This is a genomic window from Longibacter sp. (assembly GCF_051155795.1).
GTDB lineage: Bacteria > Bacteroidota > Rhodothermia > Rhodothermales > Salinibacteraceae > Longibacter.
On the sequence record NZ_DAXETW010000007.1, the window covers coordinates 35,883 to 43,897 of the forward strand.

The 8,015-nt window shown below is 63.9% G+C and carries 5 protein-coding genes and 1 pseudogene; 3 read left to right on the forward strand and 3 right to left on the reverse strand.

What is annotated here, in order from left to right; all coding sequences use genetic code 11:
• Positions 1-143 precede the first annotated feature (143 nt).
• Together ACFCU0_RS01350 and ACFCU0_RS01355 are read right to left on the reverse strand one after the other, a co-directional pair.
• On the reverse strand, positions 144-473 hold the full coding sequence (locus ACFCU0_RS01350; protein ID WP_434971859.1) for a hypothetical protein: 330 nt from the start codon (positions 471-473) through the stop codon (positions 144-146).
• Between the two features lie 823 nt (positions 474-1,296).
• Positions 1,297-1,878, reverse strand: a complete 582-nt coding sequence (locus tag ACFCU0_RS01355) for a hypothetical protein (protein ID WP_434971860.1) — start codon at positions 1,876-1,878, stop codon at positions 1,297-1,299.
• Between the two features lie 319 nt (positions 1,879-2,197).
• Between ACFCU0_RS01355 and ACFCU0_RS01360 the strand changes: the two genes are divergently transcribed.
• The 3 genes from ACFCU0_RS01360 to ACFCU0_RS01370 all read left to right on the forward strand — a co-directional run bounded on the left by ACFCU0_RS01360 (position 2,198) and on the right by ACFCU0_RS01370 (position 7,610).
• Complete coding sequence (locus tag ACFCU0_RS01360; protein ID WP_434971861.1) at positions 2,198-4,279, forward strand: glycoside hydrolase family 97 protein; 2,082 nt, start codon at positions 2,198-2,200, stop codon at positions 4,277-4,279.
• Between the two features lie 1,137 nt (positions 4,280-5,416).
• Positions 5,417-6,694, forward strand: a complete 1,278-nt coding sequence (locus tag ACFCU0_RS01365) for an ammonia-forming cytochrome c nitrite reductase subunit c552 (protein ID WP_434971862.1) — start codon at positions 5,417-5,419, stop codon at positions 6,692-6,694.
• Positions 6,695-6,749: 55 nt separating this feature from the next.
• Positions 6,750-7,610, forward strand: a complete 861-nt coding sequence (locus ACFCU0_RS01370) for a hypothetical protein (protein WP_434971863.1) — start codon at positions 6,750-6,752, stop codon at positions 7,608-7,610.
• Between the two features lie 55 nt (positions 7,611-7,665).
• Here ACFCU0_RS01370 and ACFCU0_RS01375 read toward each other — a convergent pair.
• A pseudogene (locus ACFCU0_RS01375) lies at positions 7,666-8,015 on the reverse strand (hypothetical protein); the annotation flags it as partial.

The following is an 8,015-nucleotide window of genomic DNA, read 5'->3' on the forward strand; positions in this document are numbered from 1 at the left end:
TTCAGGGGGGCGAGGGGGGAAACTGCCTCTAACATCCCCTGCCCGCGGACCTCGAGCATCATCCTTCCGGATCACAGGCTTAGTCCATTTCTCTACCGTGGCTATGGAGGTTTGGATGAGTCTCGTAGCGGTGGATGCCGTTGCTACTGTCGGACGCGCGGCCGATCGCCCGGGCCTCGGGGCGATGAAGGGTGTCCCGGCCGGTCGTTTCGTATTCGCCCACGCGACCGCTGTGCCTCGTCGGGGTCCTGCACTGCGCGAAGCGAGCGCCAGAGCCACACGGAGTACGCGATCGAGACCCCCACGAAGATCGCCACGGTCGCATACGCTCCGTACAGGGCGTATTCCCCACCGATCACCAGCAGCAGCGCCGCGGGTACGACGAGCGGTAGCACCGCCACGTAGTACCGGAGCAGTCCGTCGGTTGACCGAAGGATCGGCGGCACGTATCTGCGCCAGCCTTCAGACGGCACGGAGCGAGAAGTCTGTGACTCGGAGGACGACGTCGAACGGGACATACAAAGCGCGGCGTAAGTCTACACGGAGAGAGTCGCCCGACACAGGTTCAACATTCCTGCCACGCCTGGATTCATCCGAAGACCGAAGAGGATGGTGGAAAATCCGCCTCTCTATGCATTGAACATCACTCAAATCGGTATTTTTTACCTGAAACAGTCCGCTGGATGTACATTCGAATCCGGCATCGAAGTAGAAACTGCGGGTGGGTTGGGGGTTCAGGTGTTTGGGTTTTCTGGGCCGGCCGGGGGGGTGTGGATGCATGACTCGTCGCGGACGGGGTGCGTCAGCTCTCATCGGAGCCTGCCAGTCCCGGCAGGCGCATCGTGAATCGCGCCCATTTCCCGTTAGCATCGCGGCACCTCCCGGCGAAGGCAATCGAATCCGCGCCGATTCGACCCGGGCGTCACGAGAGTATGATCCGTTTTTCCGGCTCGCGAAAGCAAAACAGAAGGGTATCCTCTTTATCCGAACGTCGTTGGCCGGCAGAGCTCGATCCTCCGCGGTGATTACGTCGATGTGCAGGCTCCCTTCCCGGGTCGCCACGTCATATCCGATGGGCATGTTCATCTCCGGGTGATTCATCGGCGTGAGTGTGCCGGTCCAGCGCCCTTCCGGCAGGTCCGACGACGTGGCAAGGCCGGGAACGAGGACGGAAAGGGGAAGACTGAGGAGAAGGTGCAGGAAGAAACGGCGGAGATGCGTGCGCGCGGGGTGAGGTAGAAAGGTGCCGGGGTGATTCGGAGTTTGTGGCCCGCCTGACGGGGTACAGATCCTTGGCTACCCGCGGTCGCGCATGCCCCGGGCCAGGTCGCGGGCGAGGTTGACGGCGTTTCGGAGGACGTACAGCCCTTCCGTATCCTCGAGATCCGAAGCGGCGGCGTCACGGGGAGAGCCCGGGCGATCGCCCGTCATTCCACTCCGCCCGCTGCGTGTGCCGCGTCCCCCCTGTCCAGGCTGCCGGAAGCCCTGGCCTCCGACCTGACTCGTGCCGGGCTCGTCAACACCGGGCCGATCCGCTTCTGGAGCCTTCGCGGGCCCTCCCGCCCCCTCTCCGGGGAGCGAGATATCGCCAGCGTCCATGCCGGCCACGGACGAGTCATCCTCTTCTCCAGGATCCATTTCCGCCAGACGATCCGTCAGGGCCTGATCCACAGCAGGGAACTGCTCGGCCCAGTCCCAGATCTGCGCGCTTAGCTCGTCCACACCGCGCGTCACGACATCGTCCGTCGACGGCGGCGGCACCGGTACGGAGGCGCGGGCCTCAGGAGGCAATTCTTCCTCTTCCAGCAGGTGGGAGAACGCGATAATGGTTTCCTCTTCGTGGCTCAGTGGGGGTGGGGTGTTGGGGGAAGGAGCCATAAGAACGTCTGGATTCACAGAAAGGGATCGACGCTGGAACCGGGACACGAATCGGTCCAGCCGGCGTGCAATCGCCCTTACGAACCGGATGGGGGATGGATTCAGGGATGGGTGCTGGGATGGATTCGGGAATTGAAAACCACCGTTCACCATCGTCGATGGCAGGGACCGTGACGCGAACGCCCGGAGCGCTGGTTCCTCCCCCGTTTCCTTCCCTGTTCCTCACGTCGACAATCACGATTCAGCGCACATCATTCGACTTTCGTATGTCGGTATTCGACATTAAGCCCCCAGTCTCCCTGCCAATTGATCGCTCACCATGCGTCTCATCTCGTCTCTCCTTCTCGTTCTAATGATTGCGATGGGGTACACGCCGGATTGCGCCGATGCCCAGGCGGGTCGCGTCGTCTTGGCCTCGCCGGATGGACGGCTCGAAGCTATCGTCAGTACCGAGTCGGACGGCGCCCTGCGGTATGAACTTACCCGGGACGGCCGTCGGATCATCGCCCCTTCCCGCCTTGGCGTCGTACTCGCAGACGGTGACACGCTCGGCGTCGATATGACGATCGCCGGGGTCGACACGGTGACGCGCGACCGAACGTGGACGCAACCCTGGGGAGCGACGCGTACGGTTCGAGATCATCACCGCCAGGCACGCATTCGGCTGACCGAATCCGCCGACCAACCGGACTCGCGTCGGATGGTCCTCGTCCTCCGCATGTTCAACGAGGGACTCGGCCTTCGATACGAATGGCCCGAGCAGACGGGTCTCGGTCGATTTCAGATTGAGGATGAGCTGACAACCTTTCGCTTCGCCGGCAACCCGACCGCGTGGTGGATTCGGGCGTACGAGGCCGATCGATACGAGCAGCTATACCAGGAGACGCGCCTGAGCGACGCCGGATACGCCCTGCACACACCGCTCACGCTTGCCTTTTCCGATCATACAGGCACGCCGGAGGCCGGCCCGCACGTCGCGGTCCACGAAGCGGCCCTGCTCGACTACGCGGCCATGTCGCTTCGCCGCGTTGGACCGACCGCGTTTGAAGCTGATCTCGCCCCCTGGTCTACCGGCACGCGGGTCTACGCCCGGACGCCGTTCGTCTCCCCGTGGCGAACGGTGCTCGTGGGGGACACGGCCGGCGATTTGGTGACCAACAACATGGCGCTAAACCTGAGCCCACCAAGCCGGATTGATGACCCGTCCTGGATCCAGCCCGGGAAATACATCGGCATCTGGTGGGCGATGCATCTCGGCGAATGGACGTGGGGCAGCGGCCCGCGCCACGGTGCGACCACCGCGCATGCAAAGCGCTACATCGATTTTGCCGCCGAGCACGGATTCAGCGGCGTCCTCGTGGAGGGGTGGAACGAGGGCTGGGACGGTACCTGGGCGGCGAGCGGCTGGGATTTTTCATTTACAACACCCTACCCCGATTTCGACCTTGCCGCCGTCGCGGCCTATGCGCGGGAGAACGGCACGCGCCTGATCGGACATCACGAGACGGGCGGGAATGCGCCCGTGTACGAGGCGGAGATGGACACCGCTTATGCGCTCATGGCATCGCACGACGTGTCCGTCATCAAGACCGGCTACGTGAACTACGGCATGAACTTCCCCCGCATCACCGCGGAAAGTGACACCGCACGCGAGTGGAACTACGGACAGTACATGGTCAATCACTACCGCCGATCGCTGGAAGCGGCGGCCGAGCACGAGATCGCCCTGAACATTCACGAACCGATGAAGGGTACCGGCCTCCGGCGCACCTATCCGAACCTGCTGACCCGAGAGGGCGCTCGCGGGCAGGAGTTTAACGCGCCCTGGGGCGGCGGCAACGGTCCCGATCATGTCCCCACGCTCGTCTTTACCCGATTGCTGGAAGGCCCCATGGACTTTACGCCAGGCATCTTCGACCTGACGGCCGACGGCGACGGTGCCAACGATGTCCCCACGACCCTCGCGGGACAGCTCGCGCTCTACGTCGTGCTGTACAGCCCGCTGCAGATGGCGGCGGACCTGCCCGAGAACTACTCGCCGCACATGGATGCCTTCCAGTTCATTAAGGACGTCCCGGTGAACTGGGCGGAGACGCATGTTCTCGAGGGTCGGATCGGCGACCACGTCACGATCGCCCGCCGGGACTGGAACTCGGCCGACTGGTACTTGGGCGCCAAAACGGACGGCACGGCGCGCACCGTCGACGTATCGCTCGACTTCCTCACCACCGACCGGACATATATTGCCACCGTCTACCGCGACGCTGACGATGCGGACTGGCAGACCAACCCGGTTGCCTACGAAATCGACACGCAGGAGGTGACCGCCGCCGATCGCCTCACCATCGACCTCGCCCCCGGCGGCGGCCTGGCGGTGCGCTTCGAAGCGACAGGGGATTAGGACTAGACGATTGCGGATTGGGGATTGCGGATTGGGGAAACGGCGTCCCGTCTGCGTAGCACGTCACACCGGACCCCGATCCGGCATTTCCGCGCAATCGGCACCGCTTTCAGCGGCGTTGATGCGGTCATGCGTTGGTTCCTTGATCCGTTGGGGATTGAGAGTTGAGAATTCAGGACAGTCGTGATCGAGCACGCTGAACCCTAAGCCGCTTCGGCCTTCGCATTTCCCACTACGCCCTGCCGCTTGGCGTCTCTTTCGTGGAACAGATCTGCTCACCCTGTGCCCGAGGAGTACTCTTCGAACCCTGAACGCTCAACCCTGAGCGCTCCACACCTCGGGCCGACGTTCTCCCAGCTGATTCGAGTCCTGGTTCAGTGCAACCGTCGAAAAGCGCAGTCACGAGTGGACGTCTGGTCGTAGAACACGCGAGATCCGTCGGACGCGATGGACGGCGCGGTCGAGGGCGCACCTCAATCTCATGCAGTGATCAATCTCGCAACGGATCAGCGCACACGTCACAGCGGACACCCTCTGACGGAGCAAGCCCCTCGGGCTTCCGCCCTCTTTCACCCCTTCCCCATTCCCCACACCTCACCTCGAGTCTATCCCCGCTTGCGCGGGGTCATCCCTACCGCATTATGTCAGTCACGCCTCGAAAACGCAACCGCCCCTTCGGCAAGTCCGGCCCTGGCGGGCGTAAGGCCCTTTTTCCGCCGCGTACCTGCTCCTGCCATCTCGTCACCGACGTGATCTCGGCGCCACATCTATCGCCGACGGGCTATGACGGTTTGTTGTCATAGGCCTGGCAATACGAACATCGAAGGATGAGATGAACGTCGGGTACCGCGTGCGGCTCTAAATCAACAATCGCGGAATAGGAACGAAAGGATCGGTCTCCCACAATCTCTGAACCTTGAACTCTGAACGCTGAACCTTTCCCATAAACCGATTCTAAACTGGCCCCACCGCCTTCTCAGAGTCTGCATTTCTGCAACGAACCTCATACATTAAGGCCCCTCACCAGCAGCACCCTCCCTCCGGTTTCAACTTCGGGGCCGCCGCTTGCCCGGGAACGGTCTCATTCGGCATCGCCGGTTGCTCGCGTGTATTTCTGTCCGCCAGCCCGCCCTCGCCATGCGCTCGTTCCGCTCCATCTTCCTGGCCGTCGTCATTGCCGGCGGCCTGGTTATCGCCGCCTTCTTCCTGTCAGCCCGACGGCCGGCGGTCGAAACCGAGCAGCCCACGGCGGAGCTCGTCAAGGCGACGGGCAAGTGCGCGTCGTGCCACCGGCAGGAAACCCCGGCCATCGTGACCGCCCACGAGCGCAGCCCCCACGTGCAGGAGGGCGTCAATTGCCTGGACTGCCACCGCCCGCAGAAGGAGCAGGACGTCCTTGAGCACCGGGGCTTCGAGATCGCCGAGTCGCTGACGTCGAAGAACTGCCAGCAGTGCCACGCCGATGCCTACCGCCAGTTCACGCGCAGCCGCCACGGCGCTCCGGCCTGGGCCGCTGTGAACGGGAGCAAGGACTTCACGGAGGAGCAAATCGAGCGGGCGGAGAAATTCCACGAGGGAGCGGTCGAGCGCCCGCCGAACGTGCTGGCCACGCTGGAGGGGGAGGCGGCCACGAACGTCGGGTGTGAGGGCTGCCACTCGATCGGAAAACCGAACCCAGACGGGTCGATCGGCCAGTGCACGCAGTGCCACACCCGGCACCGGGCATCGGTCGAGTTCGCACGTCAGCCGCGAACCTGCGGCTCCTGCCACATGGGGCCGGACCACTCGCAGCTTGAGATCTACCGCGAGTCGAAGCACGGCGTGATCTATTCGACCTACAAGGACGAGTTCAACATGGACGCCGACCCGTCCGAGCTCACCGTCGAGGACATGCCGGCCCCGACCTGCGCTACCTGCCATATGAGCGGACAGGGCAACCTGTCGGCAACGCACGACGTCACCGAACGCCTCTCCTGGTATCTCTTCGCGCCGGTCTCGGACAAGCGCCCGACGTACTTGCAGGGTCAGGCGGCGATGAAGGAGGCCTGCTCCAACTGCCATACGCAAGATCATACGAACGAATATTACGAAGACGCCGAGGCGGTCGTCCGGGCGACGAACGACAAGGTGGAGACGTTCATGGACCTCGCGCAGAAGCTCCGGGACGAGGGCGTTCTGTCCGAGCAACCGTTCGACGAAGAGCTCGAGTTCGTCATCTTCGACTACTGGCACTACTACGGCCGGACGGCGAAGCACGGCGCCTTCATGAACGGCGCCGACTACGTGCAGTGGCACGGAAACTACGAGCTCCTGCATTACTGGGTGAAACTGCGGGATGCAGCGAAGAAAAACGGTATCTCGGTCGACGAATACGACATCGGCTACAAAACGCCGTCCGCTTCGTCATCGAAGTAGCCGCTGTGTGCGTGCTCCCCGGCTCCCGCGTCCCTGAAATCCGCCTGCAGACCCCATGTCCGATCGATTGTCCCTGCTCGATCACCCGCTGCTGACGGACCGGACGTTTCTTCTCGAGGCGTTCGTGCTGTCGAACATTGCGTTTCTGATCGCCGACATCTACGTCGCGCACTCGCTCAACGACTTCGCGCACTGGGGCGAGTACGTGCCGCTCTACTACGCGGCGGCCGGAACCGTTGCCCTGGCCGTAAGCGTGGTGCTGCAGTGGGGGCGCAGTGGCGGATTCCCGAATGCCTCCTGGTGGACGGGCGAAATCGTCGGCTGGGCCGGCGTGGCGGTCGGCGTGATCGGTCTGGGCTGGCACCTGGAGGCATGGTTTTTCGAAGCCACCACGCTGAAGAGCCTTGTCTATTCGGCGCCGTTCGTGGCCCCGCTGGCCTTCGCCGGACTGGGTCTTCTCCTGATCATGAACCGGCGCATCGGCAGTTCGACGGTGGACTGGGCGCAGTGGGTCGTCTTTATGGCCTGGGGCGGCTGGGTCGGCAACTTCGCTCTCAGCCTCATCGATCACGCGCAGAACGCGTTCTTCTACGCGACCGAATGGATCCCGGTTGGTAGCAGCGCGCTCGCGGTCGGCGCCCTGGCCATGCTTCTCGTACAACGCCCGAACGATCGCGACATTCAGTTCTCCTACCTCGTCCTCGGCCTGAATGCCGCGGTCGGGGTGCTCGGCTTCATCCTTCATATCGCTCCGATCTGGACCGAACCGAGCGGCGCTTCGCTATGGGATCAAATCGTCTTCGGCGCACCCGTCTTCGCGCCCCTGCTGTTCGTCGACCTCGCCGTGCTGAGCGTCCTCGGCGTGTGGAGCCTGCATGCCGCTGTGGAATCGACCGCGGTGGCCGAAGCGGCGTAGCTGCGCACACGGTTTTCGGGAGGAAAAGCAGCAACCGGCCTATCGACGGGCCGGCTCAATGCCCCGTGGGTGCAGTTCGCTTGGATATCGCCAGCCGGAGTACCGTGATGGCCGCCACGACGACGGGGGCGGCCGCGCCCGTGAGGACGGCATCCATCCCCCAGCTTCCACGCCAGGCGCCGGGAAAGAGGCCGGTCAGCGGCCAGAGGGAAACGAGGAGGAGCACCGCCGCCGCCACGAAGAAAGCGTGACCGGGGGTGGCCCGTGCGCCCCAGGCCGATCGCGCGGCGGCCCACAACCCAAGAGTGGCGCCACCGAGGAGGAGGACGTGCAGGTAGGGAATGCGCAGGCCGGCCTCCAGCCCCCAGGCGCCCACTGCGGGCAGGCTCATCCCCGCCCAGGCGC

Bases quoted from the DNA above. Each gene is read 5' to 3' on its own strand.
- ACFCU0_RS01355 (WP_434971860.1), bottom strand. From the start codon at position 1,878: ATGGCTCCTTCCCCCAACACCCCACCCCCACTGAGCCACGAAGAGGAA.
- ACFCU0_RS01360 (WP_434971861.1), top strand. From the start codon at position 2,198: ATGCGTCTCATCTCGTCTCTCCTTCTCGTTCTAATGATTGCGATGGGG.
- ACFCU0_RS01365 (WP_434971862.1), top strand. From the start codon at position 5,417: ATGCGCTCGTTCCGCTCCATCTTCCTGGCCGTCGTCATTGCCGGCGGC.
- ACFCU0_RS01370 (WP_434971863.1), top strand. From the start codon at position 6,750: ATGTCCGATCGATTGTCCCTGCTCGATCACCCGCTGCTGACGGACCGG.